Source organism: Streptococcus sp. KHUD_013, assembly GCF_052588545.1.
The window spans coordinates 563,750-586,991 of the sequence record NZ_CP186264.1; the positions used below are offsets into that span (position 1 = coordinate 563,750).

20 protein-coding genes are annotated in these 23,242 nt (G+C 42.8%); 15 read left to right on the forward strand and 5 right to left on the reverse strand.

The features are described 5' to 3' along the window. Positions 1–2: 2 nt before the first annotated feature. Positions 3–356, forward strand: coding sequence for an arsenate reductase family protein (locus tag ACOXXR_RS02565; RefSeq protein WP_129270251.1), 354 nt, complete (start codon positions 3–5; stop codon positions 354–356). 84 nt (positions 357–440) lie between these two features. Further along, positions 441–1,982 (forward strand): ABC-F family ATP-binding cassette domain-containing protein, encoded by a 1,542-nt coding sequence (locus tag ACOXXR_RS02570; RefSeq protein ID WP_120701720.1) that lies wholly within the window; start codon positions 441–443, stop codon positions 1,980–1,982. A 33-nt stretch (positions 1,983–2,015) separates the two neighbouring features. On the opposite strand, the gene ACOXXR_RS02575 is transcribed toward ACOXXR_RS02570, so the two are convergent. Then, on the reverse strand, positions 2,016–2,840 hold the full coding sequence (locus tag ACOXXR_RS02575; protein WP_126404655.1) for a peptidylprolyl isomerase: 825 nt from the start codon (positions 2,838–2,840) through the stop codon (positions 2,016–2,018). 192 nt (positions 2,841–3,032) lie between these two features. Here ACOXXR_RS02575 and ACOXXR_RS02580 point away from each other — a divergent pair, with 192 nt between their 5' ends. From ACOXXR_RS02580 to ACOXXR_RS02600, 5 genes are all read left to right on the forward strand, one after another. Beyond that, entirely contained in the window at positions 3,033–3,815 is a 783-nt protein-coding gene (locus tag ACOXXR_RS02580; protein WP_206135106.1) for a hypothetical protein, read from the forward strand. Positions 3,816–3,910: 95 nt separating this feature from the next. Next, a complete protein-coding gene (locus tag ACOXXR_RS02585; protein ID WP_373689712.1) occupies positions 3,911–4,426 on the forward strand; it encodes a hypothetical protein in 516 nt (171 codons plus the stop codon). 100 nt (positions 4,427–4,526) lie between these two features. Next, positions 4,527–6,878: a DNA translocase FtsK gene (locus ACOXXR_RS02590; protein WP_445278669.1), complete on the forward strand. Its 2,352-nt coding sequence runs from the start codon at positions 4,527–4,529 to the stop codon at positions 6,876–6,878. A gap of 100 nt (positions 6,879–6,978) precedes the next feature. Next, positions 6,979–7,365: an SMU1112c/YaeR family gloxylase I-like metalloprotein gene (gene gloA2, locus ACOXXR_RS02595; RefSeq protein ID WP_445278670.1), complete on the forward strand. Its 387-nt coding sequence runs from the start codon at positions 6,979–6,981 to the stop codon at positions 7,363–7,365. Between the two features lie 84 nt (positions 7,366–7,449). Next, positions 7,450–9,795, forward strand: coding sequence for an HAD-IC family P-type ATPase (locus tag ACOXXR_RS02600; protein ID WP_445278671.1), 2,346 nt, complete (start codon positions 7,450–7,452; stop codon positions 9,793–9,795). A 53-nt stretch (positions 9,796–9,848) separates the two neighbouring features. On the opposite strand, the gene ACOXXR_RS02605 is transcribed toward ACOXXR_RS02600, so the two are convergent. Then, entirely contained in the window at positions 9,849–10,193 is a 345-nt protein-coding gene (locus tag ACOXXR_RS02605; RefSeq protein ID WP_006595849.1) for a DUF3397 family protein, read from the reverse strand. Between the two features lie 160 nt (positions 10,194–10,353). Between ACOXXR_RS02605 and rplK the strand changes: the two genes are divergently transcribed. Together rplK and rplA are read left to right on the forward strand one after the other, a co-directional pair. Then, a complete protein-coding gene (gene rplK, locus ACOXXR_RS02610; protein WP_006595850.1) occupies positions 10,354–10,779 on the forward strand; it encodes a 50S ribosomal protein L11 in 426 nt (141 codons plus the stop codon). Between the two features lie 97 nt (positions 10,780–10,876). Then, positions 10,877–11,566 (forward strand): 50S ribosomal protein L1, encoded by a 690-nt coding sequence (gene rplA / locus ACOXXR_RS02615; RefSeq protein ID WP_006595851.1) that lies wholly within the window; start codon positions 10,877–10,879, stop codon positions 11,564–11,566. 142 nt (positions 11,567–11,708) lie between these two features. On the opposite strand, the gene ACOXXR_RS02620 is transcribed toward rplA, so the two are convergent. Together ACOXXR_RS02620 and ACOXXR_RS02625 are read right to left on the reverse strand one after the other, a co-directional pair. Further along, positions 11,709–12,596: an IS3 family transposase gene (locus ACOXXR_RS02620; RefSeq protein WP_081697786.1), complete on the reverse strand. Its 888-nt coding sequence runs from the start codon at positions 12,594–12,596 to the stop codon at positions 11,709–11,711. Beyond that, entirely contained in the window at positions 12,527–13,093 is a 567-nt protein-coding gene (locus tag ACOXXR_RS02625) for a helix-turn-helix domain-containing protein (protein WP_023023319.1), read from the reverse strand. Before ACOXXR_RS02625 ends, ACOXXR_RS02620 begins: the two co-directional genes overlap by 70 nt. A gap of 98 nt (positions 13,094–13,191) precedes the next feature. Between ACOXXR_RS02625 and ACOXXR_RS02630 the strand changes: the two genes are divergently transcribed. The 6 genes from ACOXXR_RS02630 (at position 13,192) to ACOXXR_RS02655 (ending at position 22,054) form a co-directional block, all read left to right on the forward strand. Next, on the forward strand, positions 13,192–18,024 hold the full coding sequence (locus tag ACOXXR_RS02630) for an accessory Sec-dependent serine-rich glycoprotein adhesin (RefSeq protein ID WP_445278672.1): 4,833 nt from the start codon (positions 13,192–13,194) through the stop codon (positions 18,022–18,024). 451 nt (positions 18,025–18,475) lie between these two features. Beyond that, the gene (gene pyrH, locus ACOXXR_RS02635; RefSeq protein WP_006595852.1) at positions 18,476–19,207 is read left to right on the forward strand and encodes a UMP kinase; all 732 of its coding nucleotides are present in this window, start codon (positions 18,476–18,478) and stop codon (positions 19,205–19,207) included. Positions 19,208–19,225: 18 nt separating this feature from the next. Continuing rightward, a complete protein-coding gene (gene frr / locus ACOXXR_RS02640; protein ID WP_006595853.1) occupies positions 19,226–19,783 on the forward strand; it encodes a ribosome recycling factor in 558 nt (185 codons plus the stop codon). Positions 19,784–19,889: 106 nt separating this feature from the next. Continuing rightward, on the forward strand, positions 19,890–20,744 hold the full coding sequence (gene cvfB / locus ACOXXR_RS02645; protein WP_023023990.1) for an RNA-binding virulence regulatory protein CvfB: 855 nt from the start codon (positions 19,890–19,892) through the stop codon (positions 20,742–20,744). 10 nt (positions 20,745–20,754) lie between these two features. Then, positions 20,755–20,970, forward strand: a complete 216-nt coding sequence (locus ACOXXR_RS02650) for a YozE family protein (protein WP_023023987.1) — start codon at positions 20,755–20,757, stop codon at positions 20,968–20,970. Between the two features lie 91 nt (positions 20,971–21,061). Beyond that, positions 21,062–22,054 carry a PhoH family protein gene (locus ACOXXR_RS02655; RefSeq protein WP_023023985.1) on the forward strand — a complete coding sequence of 331 codons (993 nt, stop codon included), beginning with the start codon at positions 21,062–21,064 and terminating at the stop codon, positions 22,052–22,054. A 44-nt stretch (positions 22,055–22,098) separates the two neighbouring features. Here ACOXXR_RS02655 and ald read toward each other — a convergent pair whose 3' ends face one another. Then, positions 22,099–23,211, reverse strand: a complete 1,113-nt coding sequence (gene ald, locus ACOXXR_RS02660; protein WP_023023983.1) for an alanine dehydrogenase — start codon at positions 23,209–23,211, stop codon at positions 22,099–22,101. Positions 23,212–23,242: the final 31 nt, after the last annotated feature.

The following is a 23,242-nucleotide window of genomic DNA, read 5'->3' on the forward strand; positions in this document are numbered from 1 at the left end:
AGATGTTATCATTTATTGAATACCCAAAATGTTCGACCTGCCGCAAGGCGAAATCGGAGTTAACGAGCTTAGGCTGTGAGTTTGATAGTCAAGATATCGTGGTAGACACCCCGACCAGTGAGCAACTACAAACTTGGATCAAGGAGTCTTCCCTACCAATCAAATCCTTCTTTAACACCAGTGGGATGAAGTATCGGGAGTTAGGCTTGAAAGACAAGGTGGATCAGCTTTCGATAGAAGAAGCGGCAGACCTTTTAGCTAGCGATGGCATGCTGATCAAGCGCCCTCTCTTAGTGAAGGACGGAAAAGTTGTTCAAGTGGGTTACCGGAAGCTATATGCGGACTTAGGTTTGTAAGAGAAAAGGGAGTTGGACTCCCTTTTAATTCTGTCTTGAAGATGATATAATCATACGAGTGAAATCAATGAAAGAGAGTCAATCATGAGTATTTTAGAGGTGAAAAATTTAAGCCACGGATTTGGAGACCGGGCTATTTTTGAGGATGTGTCCTTCCGCTTGTTAAAGGGAGAGCATATCGGTTTGGTTGGAGCCAATGGTGAAGGAAAATCCACCTTCATGAGCATCGTGACCGGCAAGATGCAACCCGACGAAGGGAAGGTTGAGTGGTCTAAGTATGTGACCGCTGGCTATCTTGACCAGCATGCTGTCCTAAAAGAAGGGCAAACGGTGCGCGATGTCTTGCGGACAGCCTTTGATGAACTCTTTAAAGCAGAGGCTCGCATCAATGACCTCTATATGGAAATGGCTGAGGATGGAGCGGATATGGATGCTCTCATGGAAGAAGTCGGAGAGCTCCAGGATCGGTTAGAGAGTCGGGATTTCTATACTTTGGATGCCAAGATTGATGAAGTGGCGCGTGCTCTTGGGGTCATGGACTTTGGCATGGAGACCGATGTGACGGCCCTTTCAGGTGGGCAGCGGACCAAGGTCCTTTTGGCTAAATTGCTCCTTGAAAAACCAGATATCCTTCTCTTGGACGAGCCGACCAACTACTTGGATGCGGAGCACATCGATTGGCTCAAACGCTACTTGCAGAACTATGAAAATGCCTTTGTCCTTATTTCCCACGATATTCCTTTCTTGAATGATGTGATCAACATCGTCTACCATGTGGAAAATCAGCAGTTGACCCGCTATTCCGGAGACTACTACCAATTCCTCGAAGTCTATGAAATGAAGAAATCGCAATTGGAAGCGGCTTATGAGCGGCAACAAAAAGAGATTGCTGATTTGAAAGATTTCGTAGCTCGCAATAAGGCACGTGTGGCGACACGGAATATGGCTATGTCTCGTCAGAAGAAGCTGGACAAGATGGAACTCATTGAGTTGCAAAGTGAGAAACCAAAACCTTCCTTTGAATTTAAAAATGCCCGCACACCTGGACGCTTTATCTTCCAGGCCAAGGATCTCCAAATTGGCTATGATCGTCCCTTGACCAAGCCTTTGAACTTGACCTTCGAGCGCAATCAGAAGGTAGCCATTATCGGAGCTAATGGGATCGGGAAAACTACTCTTTTGAAGAGTCTTTTAGGAATTATCCCTCCAATTGCTGGTGAAGTCGAGCGCGGGGATTATCTTGAGCTTGGCTATTTCGAGCAAGAGGTCGAAGGAGGCAATCGTCAGACACCGCTAGAAGCAGTCTGGAATGCCTTTCCAGCTCTCAATCAAGCAGAAGTCCGTGCAGCCCTTGCTCGCTGTGGTTTGACCACTAAACACATCGAGAGCCAAATCCAGGTGTTATCCGGTGGAGAGCAAGCCAAGGTACGTTTCTGTCTCTTGATGAACCGTGAAAACAATGTCTTGGTACTAGACGAGCCGACCAACCACTTGGATGTGGATGCCAAAGAAGAATTGAAACGGGCTCTGAAAGAGTACAAGGGATCGATCCTCATGGTTTGCCACGAGCCAGACTTCTATGAAGGCTGGATGGACCAAATCTGGGACTTTAATGAATTGACGTAAACACAAAAAGAGAACCGCGAGGTTCTCTTTTGTTTATTTCTTGAAATCGTAGTCTTTTACGATTTCCATTTTTTCAATTTTGACATCTTCTTTTGGTTTGTCTTTGTCGTCCGTTTCAACTTCGGCAATTTTGTCGACTACATCCATGCCGTCGATGACTTGTCCAAAGACAGTGTAGTTCCCACCATCAAGGGTAGGGTTTCCACCATTCTTATAGGCTTCGATGATTTTAGCAGGGAAGCGCTCAGTTGGAAGCTTGCTGGACCAGTCTTCTTTATTTTGGTTAATATAGAATTGGCTACCATTTGTATTTGGACCGGAATTGGCCATGGCTAAAGCACCACGAAGATTGTAGAGGTAAGGAGAGTATTCATTTTCAAAGCCTGCTCCTGAATCTTTAGAGCTATCTTTTCCTTTCCAAATGGACTCACCACCTGTACCATCTCCTTTAGGATCTCCTGTTTGGATCATAAAGTTATTAATCACGCGGTGGAAGAGGAGGCCATTATAATAGCCATCCTTAGCGTGGGTTAAGAAATTCTCAACGGCTAAAGGTGCGTATTTCGGAAAGAGCTTAACGGTAATGTCCCCTTTGTTGGTCGTGATTTTCACGACAGCTTCATCTTCAGCAACTTCGTTGGAGAGCTGAGGAAAGACCGCATTTTCATTGGTCATCGCATCTTGGATATCCTTACGAAGCTGATCTAATTTCTTTTGTTCACTAGCATCTACGCTAGAAGTAGTTGATTGCTTAGTTTCTGAAGCCGAGCTAGAGGATGTCTTTGTATCTGATTGATTAGAGCCACATCCTGCCAAAGCTAAACCGGAAAATACAAGTAGGGCAATTAATTTTTTCATATTAATCCTTTCAACACATTAGTCTACCCTCTATTGTACCTTAATTTTCCATTTGATTCAAATCTATCCTTTGGATGAGGCGATATTCAGCTTGCGGGCCTATGAAAAATGAGGTATGATGGGAGGTAAGTCGTTTTGTTGGAAAATGAACGAATTCCCTCAAAAACCGTATCATGAATGGGAGGTTACAAATTGGAGTATAAAACTCTACGCAAAAACTATAGACTCTATACTAGATCTGCTGGCCTTTTGGCAATGCTTCTCATTATTTGCATTGGGTTAGTGGTCAGAGATACTCTTCTTCAGACTACTGCCCTCTTTTTGGTCCTTGCAGGCTTGTTTTTATTCATCCAATGGCTCAAGAAGAGCTATACCAACAAGTGCAACACCTTGCTGCATGTAGACTTAGATTTAGCTTTTTGGCAGCAATACCTTCAGTTGAACAAGAATGTGAAAAAGCCCATTTTACAGATTGATATTAAGCTGACATCGGTCGCCTATTCTTTTATGATGGGAGATTTTGATATTGTCATCAAGGAAGCTAGAGAAGCAATCAGTCAGAGGGAATTACCGCAGAAATATAAGAACTTTTTTGAAAGTTATCTTATTCGTTCGATTGTGCTGACAGATCCTGATTTGTCCAGAAAAGAGTTAGAGGCTCAGTTGAATGAATTGACCATCACAGAGCCCACACTAGCTGAGAAAACGAAAAAAGTCTGTCTCGCTCTTTATGATTTAACCATTGCGCATCAAAGTAATGATTATTTCGAAGGCTTAAGCAATGACTTCAAGTACCAGCAGTTGGAAATTATCTACTACCAAGCCTTGAATGCCACTCTTAAAAGAGATAAGCATAGAGCGAAGGAGCTTTTTCGTAAGTTGATTTCAGAAGATGAGTCGCTCTATATCGTTCGAAAGGCTAAACAATACTTGGAGAACGAGGTCAATCATCTGTGTCCTCTCCAATCGAAATAGGAATCACCCTACATAACAGTATGTTTTCAAATGAAGTTTTAATTAGTTCAAGAGAGAGATGATCAAAATGGAGAAACAGATGCCTACTATTTCAGATATATTATGTAGATCATGAGGTGGAACCCTATATTTCGCCTGATAGGAATTTGGGAGCTTGGTTGGTGGATCCTAAGCCCGTTTCGAAGAGAAAGATGGAGCTCCTCCAAGACAGCTTACTTGAGGGGGATATCATTCTCTTGTGGCGGATCAACTTTGGAATGTTTACGACAGAGACTTGGTTTCCTAAGTACTTTGAATACACCTATGGGATTCATGCGCCGGAACATGTGAAAGTTTTGGTAGATAAGGGGTATGCTTGTATCGAATCCGCTTTTGATTCGCTGGACCACATCAATGCGACCATGAAAAAAGCCATTCTCAAAAAGAAAGGAGTCGCTGGCTTGTCCAAGATGAAAGCATCCGATTTGAACCAAGCTTTGGCGAATCACTTTACAGAGGAAGAGCTAGCACAACAGTTCTCGGTTCGGGGCTATCAGTTGACGGAGAAAGGAAAGCAAGCCTTGGAAGAGCATCAAGCCATCATCGACCGCCATCCCAAGAAAAATCTATAAGTAACAGTATCTGAGTGGTACTGTTTTCTTGTTGTTTTCGTAAATCGCAGAAAAGGATTTTACTAGAGAACTAGTCTAGAAATGTGGTATAATAAAGGTTATGGCAAACAATAATCAATCAAAAAAAACACGGTCGACGAGACGACTGTCTAAAGCAGAAATAGAAAGAAAAAAAGCAATTCGTCGAATGATCATGACGATTGTCTTAACTCTCGTCTTCATTTTCGCCTTTTTACGATTAGGAGCCTTAGGCATAGTGACTTACAACCTTATCCGGCTCTTGGTAGGTAGTCTGGCTTATGTGGCAATGACAGCTGTTATTTTCTACCTCTTCTTTTTCAAATGGATTGAGAAGCATGAGGGAACCTTGTCGGGCTTTTTAAGTCTTTTTGCAGGCTTACTACTCATGTATCAAGCTTACTTTGTCTCCCTTTTGAAACTGGAAGGTTCTTCTGTGGGACCAACCTTATCACGTATCTTAGGAGACCTCGTGCATCTTCGTGTCTCCTCTTTTGCGGGAGGAGGTTTGCTTGGTGCAATCTTGTACACGCCGGTTGCTTTCTTGCTCTCTAACATTGGGACTTACTTTATCGGAGGACTCTTGATCCTATTAGGGCTTCTCTTGATGAGTTCTTATTCGGTTTATGACGTGTATGAGCAAGCTGTCGCAGCTTTTCACTCCTTTATGGAAAAACGGGAAGTTCGTCGCCAGGAGCGCTTTGCCGAGCGTGAAAAAAAGAAGGCTCTTCAAGCAGAAGCAGAGGAGGCTGCCCGCATCGAGCAACTTGCAGAAGCTAGTCCCATGAGCACGGAAGGCTATCCTGTAGATCTTGAGACAGGTGAGGTTATTGAACCTGAGATCGAAGCAGAAGTGCCTGCTGAGGAGGCCTATCCTCAGATCTATCTACCAAATGAAGAAGAAGGCTATTCGGAAGACTGGCCAGAAGACGATCCAGAGGAGATAGAAGAACTTACTGAGGAGGATATGGATGAAGAAGTCACTGTGGATTTCACGCCTAAGGAACTCCTTCAGTACAAACTTCCAACCATTGATCTCTTCGCCCCTGACAAGCCTAAAAATCAATCCAAAGAGAAAAACATCGTTCGTCAGAATATCCGCATTCTGGAAGAAACTTTTGCAAGCTTTAACATCAAGGCGACAGTGGAGCGGGCGGAAATCGGTCCATCTGTCACTAAATATGAAGTCAAACCTGCTGTCGGTGTGCGGGTCAACCGCATCTCTAACCTAGCAGATGATTTGGCCTTGGCCCTAGCAGCCAAGGATGTGCGGATCGAAGCACCGATTCCAGGGAAGTCTCTGGTCGGGATTGAAGTTCCCAACTCAGAGATTGCGACAGTTTCCTTCCGTGAATTGTGGGAGCAATCCAAGACAGACCCAGCTAAACTCCTTGAGATTCCACTTGGGAAGGCTGTAGATGGTTCAGCTCGGACCTTTGATTTGGCCCGGATGCCCCATCTCTTGGTCGCGGGTTCGACCGGATCTGGTAAGTCGGTTGCGGTCAATGGGATCATTTCGAGTATTTTGATGAAGGCCCGTCCGGACGAAGTCAAATTTATGATGGTCGATCCAAAGATGGTGGAACTTTCTGTTTACAATGATATTCCTCACCTCTTGATTCCAGTTGTGACCAACCCACGCAAGGCCAGTCGAGCCCTACAAAAGGTTGTTGATGAGATGGAAAATCGCTATGAGCTCTTCTCGAAAGTGGGTGCTCGGAATATAGCTGGCTTTAATGCCAAGGTTGCGGAGTACAATGCCCAGTCTGAGATGAAGCAAGTACCACTTCCATTGATTGTGGTCATTGTCGATGAGTTGGCAGACTTGATGATGGTGGCAAGTAAAGAAGTGGAAGATGCTATTATTCGTCTTGGACAGAAGGCGCGTGCGGCAGGGATCCACATGATCCTTGCGACTCAACGGCCATCGGTTGATGTTATTTCAGGTTTGATCAAGGCCAATGTACCTTCCCGTGTCGCTTTTGCGGTATCATCTGGGACCGACTCACGGACCATCTTGGATGAAAATGGGGCGGAGAAATTGCTCGGTCGTGGGGACATGCTCTTTAAACCGATCGATGAAAATCATCCGATTCGTCTACAAGGGTCCTTTATCTCAGATGACGATGTGGAGCGGATTGTGAACTTTGTTAAAGAGCAGGCAGAAGCCGATTATGATGATGCCTTTGATCCAGGCGAAGTCTCCGAGTCGGACTTTGATGGTGGTATGGGTGGCTCTGATGAAGGCGATCCTCTCTTTGAAGAGGCCAAGGCGCTCGTGGTTGAAACTCAAAAAGCCAGTGCGTCGATGATTCAGCGTCGCTTATCAGTTGGCTTTAATCGGGCGACTCGCCTCATGGAAGACTTGGAAGCAGCAGGTGTCATCGGACCAGCTGAAGGAACCAAGCCAAGAAAGGTCTTGCAGACCAATTAATCTTTCTTTAAACGAAGAAGGAATGAGATATTTGACAATAGCAAAAACCTGCCTGTACAAGGGGCAGGTTTTCTTTACGATAAAAAGGAAAGGATAGCAGATGCGTCTCGATACCATTCACCATATTGCCATTATTGGACACGATTATGACAAAACCAGAGAATTTTATGTAGATAAATTAGGCTTTGAACCTTTAGACGAACATCATCGGCCAGAAAAGCAGGATATTCTTTTTAATATTCGAAAGGGAAATCTGACCTTGGAAATATTTATCAAACCAGATGCCCCAAAGAGACCCTTTCTCCCTCATCCAGAGCATACAGGTCTTCGTCATCTGGCTTTTCGAGTAGAAGATGTTCAAGCCTGTTTAGTAGAGTTTGACCAATTAGGAATCCCCCATACAGAGCTACGAGTGGATGATTTTGATGGGCGCAAAATGGCCTTCTTCTTTGATCCAGATGGCTTGCCTCTGGAACTCCACGAGTAGGTATAAAAAATCTTCGGTCTCTAGTCCCAAGCAAGAAGACAGCCTTTTTGTTAAACTGGATATAGATAAAAGAAAGAAGTATATATGGAAGAGAAGAGATATAGCGGGCTAACGAATGAGCAAGTCCAAAGCCGAATCAGACAAGGCAAACAAAATCGAGTAACCATCACGGCTGAAAAGTCGACGAGAGAGATTGTTTATTCAAATGTCTTTACTTATTTCAACCTAGTCTTTGGTATTTTAGCTATCTTATTGGTATTAGTACGGTCTTGGAACAATATGTTATTTGTTCCTATTGTCGTCGTCAACTCCTTGATCGGGATTGTTCAAGAATTGCGGTCCCGTCGGATTTTGAATAAGATGCGCCTTCTTCAAGTGGAGAAAGCTCGAGTGATTCGTGAGGGAGAACGACTGGACCTTCCTGTCGACCAGGTGGTAGAGGGGGATGTCGTCTTGTTCCAAACAGGGGATCAGATCTATGCAGATGCCAAAGTTCTAGACGGTTCGATCATGGTCGATGAGTCTCAATTAACAGGTGAAGCAGATGAAATCCCTAAAGGTGAGAATCAGAAACTCATGTCAGGAAGTTTTGTCATTTCAGGCCAGGCAGTTGCCGTCTTGGAACAAGTAGGAGATGCGTCTTATATTAATCAGCTGAGTCTCTCCGCAAAAAAAGTCAAGGGACACGAAGAATCTGAAATGGTTCATGCAGTGGACGGCCTTGTCCGAATGATCGGAATGATTCTCATCCCGATTGGCTTGCTCTTGTTCTTGCAGAGTTATCTAGGAAATCAAGAATCCCTCAAAGTTAGCATCACCTCTATGGTAGGTGCCATTATTGGGATGATTCCAGAAGGACTATACCTCTTAATGACTTTGGCCTTGGTGCTAGGAGCAACCCGTTTAGCACTTCAAAAGGTCCTGCTCAATAGTATGAAGGGGATTGAAACCCTATCCCGTATCGACGTCCTCTGTCTAGACAAGACGGGGACCATTACCGAACACAGGATGCAGGTGAGTGAGTTCCTCCCTTTGGCGCTAGCTGAAAAAGAAGGCAAAGAAATATTAAGTCACTATCTTCAGGCAAGTGAAGATCAGAATGATACCATTACGGCCATTCGCAAGTCTCACTCCGTCCAACCCGCCCAAGTATGGCCCGTTCAAGACCGCCTTCCTTTTTCATCTAAGAAGAAATTCGGGGGACTTCAGTTCCAAGAAGGGATATACCTATTAGGGGCACCGGATGTCTTGCTCAGAGATGATCTCCATGCTTATCAAGAAATGTGGCAGCGAGAGATTGAACGAGGAGCGCGTGTCCTCATTTTGGGGTGTTACCAGGGGGAGCAGTTGACGGAAGTATTAGAAGCTCCAGTCCTTCCCCTTCTAGCCATAGTCTTGGAGAATCCTGTACGGTCGACTGCTCCTGAGACCTTTGCCTATTTCCAAAAACAAGGGGTGACCATCAAGGTTATTTCAGGGGATCATCCTGTTACAGTTGCTGCCGTTGCTCAAAAAGCAGGTATTCCAGATGCGGATCGGGTCGTAGATGCGAGTCAGCTCAAGACGCGTGAGGAGGTGGTAGAGGCAGCCAGGACCTACACCGTCTTTGGACGAGTTAGTCCAGAACAAAAACAAATTCTCGTAGAGAGCTTGCAGGCGGATGGTCATAAGGTTGGCATGACAGGAGATGGGGTCAATGATATCCTCGCTATGAAAAAGGCTGATTGTAGTATTGCCATGAATACGGGACATGATGCAACCAAAAAGGTGGCCCAGGTTGTGCTTTTAGATTCGGACTTTTCTCACATGCCATCTATTGTGGATGAAGGTCGCCGAGTGGTCAACAATATTCAACGTTCGGCGAGTCTCTTTTTGGTCAAGAATATCTTTTCAATTTTATTGGCTATTTTGGCCATTCTCTTTAGTTTCACCTATCCCATCCAGGCTTCTCAGATGTCCTTGATCAGTGGATTTACCATTGGAATCCCCGGTTTCTTGCTGGCCTTGGAGAAGAATCGTGCCCGGATAGAAGGAGACTTTATTGAAACCGTGATAGAGCAAGCTCTTCCAGCTGCCTTGACCAATCTCATATCAGTCCTTTTCCTTGTGGTTCTGGGTCCTTTCCTTGCATTAAGTCAGGGAGAAATTTCGACCATCTCTATCTACTTGCTGGCATTGATTGGCTTTACAAAAGTATACCAACTCAGCCTTCCCTTTAATCATGTAAAATTGGGCATCATCCTTCTGAATGTAGCTGGATTTTGTCTGTCGGTCTTTGTGTTTTCTTCCATTTTTAATCTCAGCCATCTTCATCTGACTGACTGGATCTTGACCCTTGTCCTAGGACTAGTCATGGAAGGAGTCTTATGGTTGATGAATCGTCTTGTCTATACCTTGGTGACCCATCTGCATAAGTCCAGAAACAAATAGAAAAACGGTATGAACTATGATGTTAGTTCATACCGTTTTATTGTTGCTATAGATCAGATGAAGAGACTGATCGTCATAATGAGGTAAAGGAAGAAGGTAATGAGAAAGCCTGCTCGCCAAAAGTACTTAAAAAATTTCGGATAGTAAAAACTACGTCTCTTTTTCAAAAAATAAATGGTTAAGCCAATAGCTAAAAGGGACAAGGCCAATAACAATTGTGGCAACAAATTATGATAGTAAGCCGCATCTGAAATTAAATAGTATTCTAGCGCAAAAAGAGGAAAAGCCAGGTCGGCAAAATTCCAACCATATCGACGCAGTTTAAAGACTCGAATAATAATCCCACTGAGAATCAGGGTCAAAAAAATAAATACAAGGGAAGCAACTTTTATTAACATACCTCCATTTTATCACAAAAGTAAAAAAAGTGTGATGGAAATGAAATTTTTTCTTGCATTCGGAAGAAAATAGTGTATAATAGAAAGGTATGCGCAGAGCATACTTGTGGGAGGTAAAAATCTGTAATTACCGCCAAAACCACAAAGGAGGATTTAAGAAATGGCTAAAAAAGTCGAAAAACTTGTAAAATTGCAAATCCCTGCTGGTAAAGCTACTCCAGCTCCACCGGTTGGACCAGCACTTGGTCAAGCAGGTATCAACATCATGGGATTCACTAAAGAGTTTAACGCTCGTACAGCTGACCAAGCTGGTATGATTATCCCAGTTGTGATCACTGTTTATGAAGATAAATCATTTGATTTCGTTACAAAAACACCACCAGCTGCTGTTCTTTTGAAAAAAGCTGCAGGTGTTGAAAAAGGATCAGGTACACCTAACAAAACGAAAGTTGCAACAGTTACTCGTGCACAAGTACAAGAAATTGCTGAAACTAAGATGCCAGATTTGAACGCTGCAAACATTGAGTCTGCAATGCGTATGATCGAAGGTACTGCTCGTTCTATGGGATTCACTGTTACTGACTAATTGTAACAATCCTATTTGCCCGCAATACACTTGATCATGAGACGAGTGACGTGGGAGATGAAAATCGATATGACCACATTACAAGGAGAAAGATAAAATGGCTAAAAAAAGCAAACAACTTCGTGCTGCACTTGAAAAAATCGACAGCACAAAAGCATACAGCGTAGAAGAAGCTGTAGCTCTTGCAAAAGAAACTAACTTTGCAAAATTTGACGCAACTGTAGAAGTTGCTTACAACTTGAACATCGACGTGAAAAAAGCTGACCAACAAATCCGTGGTGCAATGGTATTGCCAAACGGAACTGGTAAAACTGCTCGCGTTCTTGTATTTGCACGTGGTGCAAAAGCTGAAGAAGCAAAAGCAGCTGGTGCAGACTTCGTAGGTGAAGATGACCTTGTTGCGAAAATCAACGACGGTTGGTTGGACTTCGACGTAGTTATCGCTACACCTGACATGATGGCTCTTGTTGGACGTCTTGGACGTGTCCTTGGACCACGTAACTTGATGCCAAACCCTAAAACTGGTACTGTAACAATGGATGTTGCAAAAGCAGTTGAAGAGTCTAAAGGTGGTAAAATCACTTACCGTGCAGACCGTGCAGGTATCGTTCAAGCCATCATCGGTAAAGTGTCATTTGACGCTGATAAATTGGTTGAAAACTTCAAAGCTTTCAACGATGTTATCCAAAAAGCAAAACCAGCTACAGCTAAAGGTACTTACGTAACTAGCTTGACTTTGACTACAACTCAAGGTCCTGGTATCAAAGTGGATGTTAACTCACTTTAATTAGAAATCAAAGCTACCTTCGGGTAGCTTTTTTTCTTTGTTTGAATGATTTAGAAGGTTCTACCTTGATGATAAATTCAATAGATATTAAAACGCTTGCATAAGTTGATATGTACCCAGAATCCTGGACACATGTTATGAACTAAGTGGAACACATGGATGCTATCCTGTACATTACAGGTGGCATCCATTTTGTTTTTCCTTGTATTCTTTCATTGTTGTAATAACTTATGTATTCATCTAGTGCTTTTGAAAAGCTCTCAAATGATTCATATTCTTTCTCGTAGCTGTAGTACATTTCATTCTTTAGACGTCCAAAGAATGTTTCCATAATGCAATTATCTATACAATTGCCACGTCTAGACATTGATTGGATAATTCCCCTGTTTTTTAGTTCCTGACGATAGTAGTTGTGTTGATATTGCCATCCTTGATCTGAATGAAATATTAATCCTGTAAGTGATTTGAACTTTTTAAACGCCATCTCTAGCATTCTCTTGATTTGATTTAGGTTTGGACTCATCGACAAGTCATATGAAATAACTTCATTTGTGTACATATCAATTATCGGAGAAAGGTAACACTTTCCCCATGAAAAGTTAAACTGAGATACATCAGTTGTCCACTTCTGAAGTGGTGCTGTTGCTGTAAAGTCTCTATCTATTATGTTTGGTGCTACTTTACCTACTTCACCCTTGAATGAGTGATACTTTTCTTTAGGTCTTTTGCCTTGCAATCCAAGTGAATGCATGATACGTTGTACTCTTTTATGATTGACAGAATTTCCACGTCTTAAGAGCTCTCTATACACTCTTCTCACACCATATCTACCTTTATGCTGGCTAAATATTTTCTTGATTTCTTCAGTGAGCTTAATATTTCTAAAGTCTACAGTATCAACTTTACTGATTTCGTAGTAGTAAGTTGATTTAGGCATATTTAAACCTTTTAGTAGGTGCTTTAATTGGTATCCTTCTTCTCTGAGCGCTTTGATGATTGCTGCTTTTTCGCCTTGAGTTGCGCAGCCCATCTTTCTTGCCTCAAGGCGATCCTTTTTTTTACTACTTCAATCTCCGCTTTCATTGCCGCAATTTCTTCTCTTAGTCTGATTAACTCTTCACGTTCTGATTCAGTTAAAGGTTTGGGCTTAATCGTTTTCTTTTTCATAACAGGGTTCTTACTCTTGCGACCTTTCTTTTTATTCACAAGACCATTGTAACCTAATTCTTTGTATTTGCGAACCCAGGTATATAGCATTCCATTATTTATACCTGCAGAAACAGCAACTGACTTGTTGGATTGTCCTGCTAATACTTTAGCAACTAATTCATATTTCGCTTCAGGGGTCCACACTTTGTTATTACCTAAGTGCTTTAATGCATCTGGTCCATTTTCTTCTTCGATACGAGCCCAGTATCGAACCATTAGATGAAAGTTTGATGTTTTTATTCCTTCTGGTGTTTCAGGCCATATTCCTTTTCTATATAGCTCAATACACTCTAACTTATACTCATGACTGTAACGCATGAAAATACCCTCCTTACTGGGTGTCCAGTAAAGAGGGTACATATCAAGTACAGGAAAAGGGTATAATATAGTTGAAAAACTAAAAAAAGGAGAATCAAATGATTTTTAAACGTTCAAACGGAGAATTCCGTGAAACTGATCGAGTGACTCGTTTCAAGTTAATCAAGTCAGGTAAGAACTGGTTGCGTGCAGCCACTTCAAACTTTGGTTTGCTCAAAGTGATCCGAGGTCAGGTCGAAGAGACTGTTGTTGCTGAGGTTCGTGAAGATGCTGTTTCTGCTAAGAGCCGTCCCCTCTTAAAAGGGATCGTAGTGGCAGCAGCAGTTCTAAGTGCTACTACAGTTGCAAATACTACGTTTGCGGATGAAGTAGGAAACGAAGTAGTTTCTTCCTCTACAGCAGTGAGTGCTCCATCCGTTTCAACTGAAGCAGCTTCATTAACTGAAGCAGCTTCTAAAGAAGTCTCAGCCCCTCAAAATGAACCTGCTACAGAAACAAAACCTTCAGTAGCAAGTTCATCTGAAGTGGTCGAAAGTGCTGTAGCATTGGATGATAAAGCAATCTTGGAACAAAATGCTTCTGAAGCAGCTTTATTGAATCAAATAGCAGAAAAATATGCTTCAACCCATCAAAATGAAGAGCAGAAAGCTGCTATCAAAGAGGCTGTTGCTAAAGTTCAAGCTGAATTGCCAGCAAAAGAAGCATCAACTAATTCTGGTGAAAATGCTCCATCATATGCTGAGCAACGATCACGCTTGAACAAGTCAGTAGATAACATGCTGGTAACCCTGAAGGCGGCAGGTTTCAAAGGAAATACAATTGTTAATGGCGCACCAGCAGTTTCTGCTCAGTTGGATGCTCTTTCAACTTCAACTACTCTGACAGCACCATCTGTTTCTCCAATAATGGATGAACCAAATGGAGCTTCAATTGAGGATCCAGCATGGAACAATGCAAATTATCAATTAGATCCAAATGCAGATCGCTATACTTATTCTATTTGGGATCTTCAAAACTGGCAAGGTGCAGCTAATCAAGGTGGTGTTACCTATAACAATGGTGGCTATTATGTAACCTTCTCAGTAGATCGCTCTACTGTAGGAACGACACAGACGCCAACCGTTCATGCTCGTTTAGTAGAAAAAGCGACGGGTAAAGAAGTGGAAACATTGGATATGACTGCCAATTCAACGTTCCAATTTAGCACCTTGGTGAAAGAAAATCCTACTTATGCCCCTCAATTTGATTATACTACTGGGGAATCTTCGCAAATCCTAGGAACTTGGACCAATAACCGTGAAGCTGGTCCAACTTCTGATGATAAATATAAACACCACATTCTTCAAATTCGTGATACGGTTAAACCAGGAAATGTTGGAGAAACAAAACCAAATGTTCAAACAGTTATCCCAATTGAAAAAGTAACCCATACTACCCACTATAAAGTAGAAGGTACGAATAAAGAATTAGCTTCCTACAGCCAGACAGGTATTGAAAGCCAAGACTACAAGGCATCTAATCCGCGTTCATTTGAAGGCTACGAGTTCGTACGTACGGATGCTGAAAAGGATATGGCAGGTTCTCTAGGTGGTGTCGGAGCTAAATACCTAGAACTCCAAGGTGGACGTGCTCACTACTATGTCAAACGGATTGTAGAGCAAGTCGATAAAGACGGTACATCAGTTGTCAAATTGTACGCTTTAGACCCATCAAAAGTGGCATCGTATAATCCATCTACAGATGTAAATACGCTTGACTTAACCAACTATACACTATTGTATACCTCAGATCCTGTTAAACCAGGAGGTAAGCCAACACCTGCTGGAACAAAAGATGCAACTCACTCAGTTGGATTTGTTGATAGTAAGGATGGGCAATACCATCTTAAGGTGGAAACCTATACTGATGGTGGAAATGGGAATGTGCGCTTGAGTGGTTGGTTCAACAAGGCCACTGGGGATGCCTTTACAGATTCACCACAGTTTTCAGCAGATGTCGATCCCGTTCGAAACAATACTTCCAATATCATTGGTGGGAACACACCAGGAGATAAAGCGTCTGGATATCCATCATTCTTTAATAACTATTCTCTTCCATCCATTAAAGAAATTTCTACGGATGTCACTCACTACTACCGTAAAACAGATGAAAAAGGAAATGTCTTCGTTCACTATAAAGATACTGAAGGAACAACCCTTAAAAATTCTGTAACTGACGAAGATCAACAGCCAATCAACAAACACTATGACACAGTAGTAGACAACCGCCCACAAACAATAGAAAAAGATGGCAAGACCTATGAATTGGTACCAGCAGGTAACTACACAGTTGGTGAAGTTGATGACCAAGGCCACCTTACATCATCAGATGACACAACTGGTAAAGTAGCTGAACAAGATAAGAATGTTACTTATATCTACAAGCTTAAAGAAGAGCCAGCTCAACCAAAAGGTAGTGTCTATGTACACTATAAAGATACGGAAGGCAATGAGCTTAAAACTTCTGTAACGGATATGGATAAAGAACCAGTTGATTCAGCTTACGACACAGTAGTAGACAACCGTCCAGAAGAAATCGAAAAAGACGGTAAGACTTATGTATTGGTACCAGCGGGTAACTACACAGTTGGTGAAGTTGATGATCAAGGCCACCTTACATCATCAGATCCAACAACTGGTAAAGTAGCTGAACAAGATAAGAATGTTACTTATATCTACAAGCTTAAAGAAGAGCCAGCTCAACCAAAAGGTAGTGTCTATGTACACTATAAAGATACAGAAGGAAATGAGCTTAAAACTTCTGTAACTGATATGGATAAAGAACCAGTTGATTCAGCTTACGACACAGTAGTAGACAACCGTCCAGAAGAAATCGAAAAAGACGGTAAGACTTATGTATTGGTACCAGCGGGTAACTACACAGTTGGTGAAGTTGATGATCAAGGCCACCTTACATCATCAGATCCAACAACTGGTAAAGTAGCTGAACAAGATAAGAATGTTACTTATATCTACAAGCTTAAAGAAGAGCCAGCTCAACCAAAAGGTAGTGTCTATGTACACTATAAAGATACAGAAGGAAATGAGCTTAAAACTTCTGTAACTGATATGGATAAAGAACCAGTTGATTCAGCTTACGACACAGTAGTAGACAACCGTCCAGAAGAAATCGAAAAAGACGGTAAGACTTATGTATTGGTACCAGCGGGTAACTACACAGTTGGTGAAGTTGATGACCAAGGCCACCTTACATCATCAGATGACACAACTGGTAAAGTAGCTGAACAAGATAAGAACGTCACCTATGTATACAAACTGAAGGAAACTCCAGCTGAGCCGAAGAAGGGTGAAGTTATCATCACTTACATAGACGAAAATGGTAAGGAAATCGAAAAACCTCGTCAAGATACACCAAACTCACCATATGACACACCATATAACACCACTGAGGAAGGTGAAAAACCGAATACTATCAAGACACCAGATGGTAAGACCTATAAGATCGTACCAAAAGGTGACTACCCAGTAGGTAAAGTTGACGAAGATGGACACTTGGAAACATCTGATCCAATTAAAGGTAAAGTTGACAAACCTAAGTCAATCATCACTTACGTTTATAAAGAAGTGAAGGAAACCCCAGCTGAGCCTAAGGGTAACGTCTACGTACACTATGTAGATACAGAAGGTAAGACCATCAAGTCAGATGTGACTGACGAAGATGCTCAACCAGTGGACAAGGACTACGACACAGTTGTAGACAACCGTCCACAAGAGATTGAATTCGAAGGCAAGACCTATGAATTGGTTCCAGCAGGTAACTACACAGTAGGTGAAGTGGATGACCAAGGTCACTTGAAGTCAACAGACCCAACAACTGGTAAAGTGATCGAAGGTGATAAGAATGTCACTTATGTATACAAACTGAAGGAAACCCCAGCTGAGCCTAAGAAGGGTGAAGTCATCATCACTTACGTAGATGAAAATGGTAAGGAAATCGAAAAACCTCGTCAAGATACACCAAACTCACCGTATGACACACCATATAACACTACTGAGGAAGGTGAAAAACCGAATACTATCAAGACACCAGATGGTAAGACCTATAAGATCGTACCAAAAGGTGACTACCCAGTAGGTAAAGTTGACGAAGATGGACACTTGGAATCATCTGATCCAGTTAAAGGTAAAGTTGACAAACCAAAATCAACCATCACTTACGTTTATAAAGAAGTGAAGGGTAACGTCTATGTTCACTATAAGGATACAGAAGGAAATGAGTTGAAGCCTTCTGTAACGGATGAAGAAAATCAACCGGTTGATAAGGATTACAACACAGTCGTAGATAACCGTCCACAAACCATCGAAAAAGATGGTAAGACTTATGAATTGGTTCCAGCAGGTAACTACACTGTTGGTGAAGTGGATGACCAAGGTCACCTCAAGTCTAGCGACCCTACAACAGGTAAAGTGATTGAAGGCGATAAGAATGTTACTTACATTTACAAACTTGTGAAGTCACCAGACAAGCCTGTAGAGCCAACTCCAGACAAGCCTGTAGAGCCAACTCCAGACAAGCCTGTAGAACCAACTCCAGACAAGCCTGTAGAGCCAACTCCAGATAAGCCTGTAGAGCCAACTCCAGATAAACCAGTGAATCCAACACCAGATAAACCAGTGGACCCAACACCAGGTAAACCAGTGGACCCAACACCAGGTAAACCGGTGGATCCAACACCAGGTAAACCAGTGGATCCAACACCAGGTAAACCGGTGGATCCAACACCAGGTAAACCAGTGAATCCAACACCAGGTAAAGGACAACTTCCAAATACTGGTGAAACTACATCTGTAGGATCAACTGTACTCGGACTAGTTGCAGGCCTTGTAGGATTCGTGGCATTTGGTCGTCGAAAAAAAGAAGACGAAAAATAATTCTTCTCTCTTTGGTGAAAGATTGATTTTGCTGAATTCCAAATAGCAAGGTCTACTCGATGACTAGAAAAGGTTTTATGGCCTTGAAAAAGGGGATGATGCATCCCCTTTTTTAGACCAGTCAATCACTTCAGTTATCACAATGAGATTTTTATAATAGGAGCCTCAAGTTCTAAACAGGTTAAAAGCTACAACCTGTTTGTTTCAAGAGGCTCTTTTTGATAGGCAAGAAAGTTATACAACTTCATTAATTTGGAATGTGGAAAGGAAGTTCTACTTTTGGGGGAATCACCTATCCATACGAGCTGGCACACTCAGAAATGGTCAATAGAAAAGTATGAGGTAAAATAATCGATTTTAAGACGACAAGATAGAATTTTTTTGATAGATATCACTATATAAAAAACGCTTTTTGTGGTAAAATAATACAGATCATAAAAGGAGTGACAAAATGGTAGAACCTAAGTATAAACGTATTTTAATTAAGTTATCAGGTGAAGCGTTAGCCGGTGAACGGGGTGTCGGAATTGATATCAAAACGGTTCAAAAGATGGCCCTTGAAATCAAAGAAGTTCATGACCTTGGAATTGAAATTGCTCTCGTTATCGGTGGAGGAAATCTCTGGCGTGGAGAACCTGCGGCGGAAGCAGGTATGGATCGCGTTCAAGCAGATTACACTGGAATGCTTGGAACAGTTATGAATGCCTTGGTGATGGCGGATTCTCTTCAACAGGTTGGAGTAGATACGCGTGTCCAAACAGCGATTGCCATGCAACAAGTCGCTGAGCCTTATATCCGTGGTCGCGCCCTTCGTCACTTGGAAAAAGAGCGTATTGTTATCTTTGGTGCAGGCATTGGTTCTCCATACTTCTCAACGGATACAACGGCTGCTCTTCGTGCCGCTGAAATTGAAGCAGACGCAATCTTGATGGCTAAGAATGGTGTTGACGGCGTTTATAATGCTGATCCAAAGAAAGACAAGACAGCTGTGAAGTTTGAAGAATTAACTCACCGTGATGTCATCAATAAAGGCCTTCGTATCATGGATTCGACAGCATCGACCATCTCGATGGACAATGATATTGACTTAGTCGTTTTCAACATGAATGAGCCAGGTAACATCAAACGCGTTGTCTTTGGAGAAAATATTGGTACGACCGTTTCTAATAATGTAGAAAAATAAGGAAGTTAGAGGAATAAAATGGCAAATCCAATCGTAGAAAAAGCTAAAGAAAGAATGTCTCAGTCTCACCAAAGTTTGGGACGTGAATTTGGAAGTATCCGGGCAGGTCGTGCAAACGCAAGTCTCTTGGACCGTATCTATGTTCAATATTACGGAGTTGATACTCCATTGAATCAAATTGCATCTATCACGATTCCAGAAGCTCGTGTGATGTTGATTACACCTTTTGACAAATCTTCATTGAAAGACATCGAGCATGCTTTGAATGCTTCTGATCTTGGTATTACTCCGGCTAACGATGGATCTGTTATCCGCTTGGTCATCCCAGCTTTGACAGAAGAAACTCGTCGTGACTTGGCCAAAGAAGTAAAAAAAGTTGGTGAAAATGCTAAAGTAGCCATCCGTAACATCCGTCGTGATGCTATGGATGAAGCTAAGAAACAAGAAAAAGCTAAAGAAATCACTGAAGATGAATTGAAGGGTCTCGAAAAAGAAATCCAAAAAGTAACAGATGATGCTGTGAAACATATCGATGAAATGACAGCACACAAAGAAAAAGAATTGCTTGAAGTCTAAACATTTCCAGCAGTTTACAGAGGAAATGAACTCAGTTGGCACTGCTGGCTGGGTTTTATTTCCATTAAGGGGCTATTGATCAGCATTAGCCAGAAAGAAGGAAGAAATGAATACCAATCTCGCACATGATATCGTGGGCCTTGTTACGGATGAGAATGACCGCTTTTACTTTGTCCAAAAGGATGGGCAGACCTATGCCTTAGATAAGGCTGAAGGAGAGCATGCTCTTGGAGAATCCGTCAAAGGCTTTGCCTATACTGATATGAAGCAACGTTTGCGTTTGACCACTCTAGAAGTCACAGCACGTCAGGACCAATTTGGCTGGGGGACAGTGACAGAAGTTCGTAAGGACCTGGGTGTTTTTGTCGATACGGGCTTACCAGACAAGGAGATCGTCGTCTCTCTTGATATCCTGCCAGAAATCAAGGATCTGTGGCCGAAAAAAGGTGATAAACTCTTTGTTCGTCTGGAAGTCGATAAAAAAGACCGGATCTGGGGTGTCTTGGCTTACCAAGAAGACTTCCAACGGATTGCCCGTCCAGCCTACAATAACATGCAGAACCAAAACTGGCCGGCTATCGTCTATCGCTTAAAGCTTTCAGGGACTTTTGTTTATCTACCTGAGAACAATATGCTGGGCTTTATCCATCCAAGTGAGCGCTATGCTGAACCTCGTTTGGGACAAGTCCTAGATGCTCGGGTTATTGGTTTCCGAGAGGTGGATCGGACCTTGAACTTGTCACTAAAGCCACGCTCGTTTGAAATGCTGGAAAATGATGCACAGATGATTTTGGCATATTTAGAAAGCAATGGAGGCTTTATGACCTTGAATGATAAGTCCTCCCCAGAAGAAATTAAGGCAATCTTTGGCATTTCCAAAGGGCAGTTCAAAAAAGCTCTGGGAGGCTTGATGAAAGCAGGGAAAATCACACAGGATGCCTTTGGTACAGAATTAAAATAAAGGGAGTTCTATGCGAAAATCATTTTATACTTGGCTGATGACAGAGCGCAATCCCAAAAGCAATGCTCCCAAGGCCCTTCTGGCAGATCTGGCCTTTCATGAGACAGCCTTTCCAAAGCATACAGATGATTTTGATGAGGTGAGTCGCTTTCTGGAAGAGCATGCCAGTTTCTCCTTTAATCTAGGAGATTTTGATGCAATTTGGGAAGAATACCTAGGTCATTAAGCACAAGAAAAACAAAGTGGGCCGGGGATGGTCAATTCTCGGTCTCTTTGTTATAATAGAGAAAACTTACAGAAATAGAGAGGTTCTTTATTTGAAAGAACATTCAATTGATATTCAATTAAGTCATCCAGATGATCTCTTCCATTTATTTGGATCCAATGAACGTCACTTGCGCTTGATGGAGCAAGAGTTGGATGTGGTGATCCATGCCCGAACAGAAATTGTCCAGGTCATCGGTCAAGAAGAAGATTGTGAAAAAGCTAGACAAGTTATTGAGGCTTTGCTGATCTTGGTGAATCGTGGTATGACCATTGGGACGCCGGATGTTGTGACCGCTATTCAAATGGTCCGTAATGATGAGTTGGATAAGTTTGTTGCCTTGTATGAAGAAGAAATCATCAAGGATAGCTACGGCAAGCCCATTCGGGTCAAAACACTGGGTCAAAAGATCTATGTGGATAGTGTCAAGCACCATGATGTCACCTTCGGGATTGGACCAGCGGGGACTGGTAAGACCTTTCTAGCGGTGACCTTGGCCGTGACCGCCCTCAAGCGTGGTCAGGTCAAGAGAATCATTTTAACCCGTCCAGCTGTAGAAGCAGGAGAAAGCCTTGGTTTCCTTCCAGGGGATCTCAAGGAAAAGGTAGACCCTTATCTACGTCCAGTTTATGATGCCCTCTACCAAATCTTGGGCAAGGACCAGACCACTCGGATGATGGAACGGGAGATTATTGAGATTGCTCCTTTAGCTTATATGCGGGGTCGGACCTTGGATGATGCTTTCGTCATTCTCGATGAAGCGCAAAATACAACCATCATGCAGATGAAGATGTTCTTGACCCGTCTTGGTTTTAACTCCAAGATGATTGTCAATGGAGACACCAGCCAGATTGACCTACCTCGAAATGTCAAATCCGGCTTGATTGATGCCCAGGAGAAATTAAAAAATATTTCTCAGATCGACTTTGTGCATTTCTCTGCTAAGGATGTTGTTCGCCATCCTGTTGTAGCAGAAATTATCCGGGCCTACGAGCCAATCCCAAATCCAGTGCTAAAAGAAAAACTGGATGTGGAAGAAGAATAAAAAAGGCAAAGATCTTATGATCTTTGCCTTTTAAATGTCAGAAATTATACTAATTCGTCGATTGGTGTGAAGTCGCGCTCTAGGCCTTCTGCAACCGGTTGGCTAGTGATGTGGCCTTGATAAGTAGTAACCCCTTGGCGTAAGCCTTCATCAAGGGCGATAGCCTTATGGAACCCTTTGTCAGCTAAAGCTTCCACATAAGGAAGAGTTACGTTGGTAAGGGCGATGGTAGACGTGCGAGCGACAGCACCTGGAATATTGGCAACGGCATAGTGGAGCACGCCATGTTTTTCGTAAACAGGCTCCGTGTGAGTAGTCACACGGTCTGCTGTCTCAATAACCCCACCTTGGTCAACTGCAACGTCGACGATTACAGAACCTGGACGCATTTGTTTGACCATATCGTCCGTCACTAATTTTGGAGCTTTTGCACCAGGAATCAAGACAGCCCCGATGACAACATCAGCATCACGGACGCTAGCTTCAATGTTAAATGGGTTGGACATGAGGGTTTGGATTTGGTGACCGAAGACATCTTCTAGAACAGACAAACGTTTGGCGCTAATATCCAAGATGGTGACTTGGGCACCGAGTCCAAGAGCGATACGAGCTGCATGGGTTCCAACGACCCCACCTCCGATAATGGTGACTTTTCCTTTAGGAACACCAGGTACACCACCTAAGAGAACGCCTGATCCTCCTTCTTGTTTGGTCAAGAAGTGTGCCCCGATTTGCACAGCCATCCGTCCAGCAACCTCACTCATTGGGACCAAGAGTGGTAATTGTCCTTCAAGGTCTCGCACTGTTTCGTAAGCTACCCCAGTTGTCTTAGCAGCGACCATGGCATCTGCTAACTCAGGAGCAGCAGCCATGTGCAAGTAGGTGAAGAGCAAGAGGTCTTCACGAAGGAAGCCGTATTCTTCGGCGAGGGGTTCCTTTACTTTGACGACCAATTCAGCTGCCCAAGCTTCTGCAGCAGTGGCAACGATAGTTGCCCCTTGTTTTGTGTAATCTTCATCCGCAAAGCCAGAACCAAGTCCAGCATTGGTTTCCACCAAAACTTGATGGCCCTTGCCCACCAAGCTGTGTACGCCAGCTGGTGTCAAACCGACCCGATTTTCGTTGTTTTTTATTTCTTTTGGAATACCAATTAACATTGTTTTCTTCTCCTTGCTTGAATATAGGTGT

Bases quoted from the DNA above. Each gene is read 5' to 3' on its own strand.
- ACOXXR_RS02565 (WP_129270251.1), top strand. From the start codon at position 3: ATGTTATCATTTATTGAATACCCAAAATGTTCGACCTGCCGCAAGGCG.
- ACOXXR_RS02570 (WP_120701720.1), top strand. From the start codon at position 441: ATGAGTATTTTAGAGGTGAAAAATTTAAGCCACGGATTTGGAGACCGG.
- ACOXXR_RS02575 (WP_126404655.1), bottom strand. From the start codon at position 2,840: ATGAAAAAATTAATTGCCCTACTTGTATTTTCCGGTTTAGCTTTGGCA.
- ACOXXR_RS02590 (WP_445278669.1), top strand. From the start codon at position 4,527: ATGGCAAACAATAATCAATCAAAAAAAACACGGTCGACGAGACGACTG.
- gloA2 (WP_445278670.1), top strand. From the start codon at position 6,979: ATGCGTCTCGATACCATTCACCATATTGCCATTATTGGACACGATTAT.
- ACOXXR_RS02600 (WP_445278671.1), top strand. From the start codon at position 7,450: ATGGAAGAGAAGAGATATAGCGGGCTAACGAATGAGCAAGTCCAAAGC.
- ACOXXR_RS02605 (WP_006595849.1), bottom strand. From the start codon at position 10,193: ATGTTAATAAAAGTTGCTTCCCTTGTATTTATTTTTTTGACCCTGATT.
- rplK (WP_006595850.1), top strand. From the start codon at position 10,354: ATGGCTAAAAAAGTCGAAAAACTTGTAAAATTGCAAATCCCTGCTGGT.
- rplA (WP_006595851.1), top strand. From the start codon at position 10,877: ATGGCTAAAAAAAGCAAACAACTTCGTGCTGCACTTGAAAAAATCGAC.
- ACOXXR_RS02620 (WP_081697786.1), bottom strand. From the start codon at position 12,596: ATGGGCTGCGCAACTCAAGGCGAAAAAGCAGCAATCATCAAAGCGCTC.
- ACOXXR_RS02625 (WP_023023319.1), bottom strand. From the start codon at position 13,093: ATGCGTTACAGTCATGAGTATAAGTTAGAGTGTATTGAGCTATATAGA.
- ACOXXR_RS02630 (WP_445278672.1), top strand. From the start codon at position 13,192: ATGATTTTTAAACGTTCAAACGGAGAATTCCGTGAAACTGATCGAGTG.
- pyrH (WP_006595852.1), top strand. From the start codon at position 18,476: ATGGTAGAACCTAAGTATAAACGTATTTTAATTAAGTTATCAGGTGAA.
- frr (WP_006595853.1), top strand. From the start codon at position 19,226: ATGGCAAATCCAATCGTAGAAAAAGCTAAAGAAAGAATGTCTCAGTCT.
- cvfB (WP_023023990.1), top strand. From the start codon at position 19,890: ATGAATACCAATCTCGCACATGATATCGTGGGCCTTGTTACGGATGAG.
- ACOXXR_RS02650 (WP_023023987.1), top strand. From the start codon at position 20,755: ATGCGAAAATCATTTTATACTTGGCTGATGACAGAGCGCAATCCCAAA.
- ald (WP_023023983.1), bottom strand. From the start codon at position 23,211: ATGTTAATTGGTATTCCAAAAGAAATAAAAAACAACGAAAATCGGGTC.